The 1,103-nt window shown below is 66.5% G+C and carries 1 pseudogene; it reads right to left on the bottom strand.

What is annotated here, in order from left to right:
- Positions 1 to 23: 23 nt before the first annotated feature.
- Positions 24 to 1,027, bottom strand: a pseudogene (locus tag ACWGJM_RS49005) (IS5 family transposase).
- Positions 1,028 to 1,103: the final 76 nt, after the last annotated feature.

The following is a 1,103-nucleotide window of genomic DNA, read 5'->3' as shown; positions in this document are numbered from 1 at the left end:
CTAGGGCCTGTGTGACGTTGTGATCAGCCAGTTGCCTTCAGCAGGTCGTTGATCCAGATCATTGAGGCACGGAGGTGGAGGCCGGCGAGGTAGCTCTCGGGCGACTTGTCGTATCGAGTGGCGATGCCCCGCCAGGCCTTCAGCTTGTTGATGAGCCGCTCGACCGTGTTCCGCTCCTTGTAAAGATCACTGTCGTGGCACGTGGGGCGGCCGCCTCGGCGGCCCTTCTTCTTCCGGTTGGCGGCCTGGTCCTTCTTCTCCGGAATGACTGCCTTGATGCTGCGTTTGCGCAGGTAAGAGCGGTTGGCGCGGGACGAGTAGGCCTTGTCCGCGGCGACAGCGCCGGGCCGGGTTCGAGGCCGGCCCGCAGGCAGACGGACCCGAATCTTCTGCAACACAGGGACGAACTGCGGGCTGTCGCCGGCCTGTCCTGCGGTCAGCACGAGGGACAGCGGACGGCACCTGCGGTCCGCGGCGAGATGAATCTTGCTCGTCAGTCCGCCACGGGATCTGCCGAGCAGGGCTTGGTTCAGCCGGAACTTGCGCCGTCGCCTGATACGCCGTCGCTCTTCCTGCTCGGGGTCGTCCCCGCCGTCCTGCCCGTTCTGTCCCGGCGGGCCGCCCCTTTTTGCCGGGCCCGCTCCTGTTCGGCGGCGGCTTCCTCAAGGGCGTCCATGACGTCCTTGCCGAGGTGCATCCCGGCTGCGTCGTGGTGGGCGCGGGCAGTAGTGGAGTCCACGCTGACCAGGGATAAGTCCGTCTGTCCCCGGCGAGCGGCCTCGGCGATCATGCCTTCCAGAAGAGCGGAGAAGACTCCGGCGTCCCGCCAGACGCGAAAGCGCCCGTAGACCGTCGGCCACGGTCCGAACTCGGAGGGCATCTCGCGCCACTGGGCGCTGGACCGAAACCGCCAGATCACCCCCTCGAACTGCTCCCGCAGCCGCTCGGGGTACGGACCGTACTCGCCTATCGGCAGGTACGGCTCGATGAACTCCCACTGCTCGTCCGTGAGTTGCATACGTGTCACACTCAGCGTCCTACCAGGTCCCACCCCCGCACGGGACCAGAACCCGAGAATGATCACGACCTCACACAGGCCCTAG

It is taken from the genome of Streptomyces sp. NPDC054834, assembly GCF_053611185.1.
Note: the sequence above shows the minus strand (reverse complement) of the source record. Positions and strands in the feature narration are given on the sequence as shown.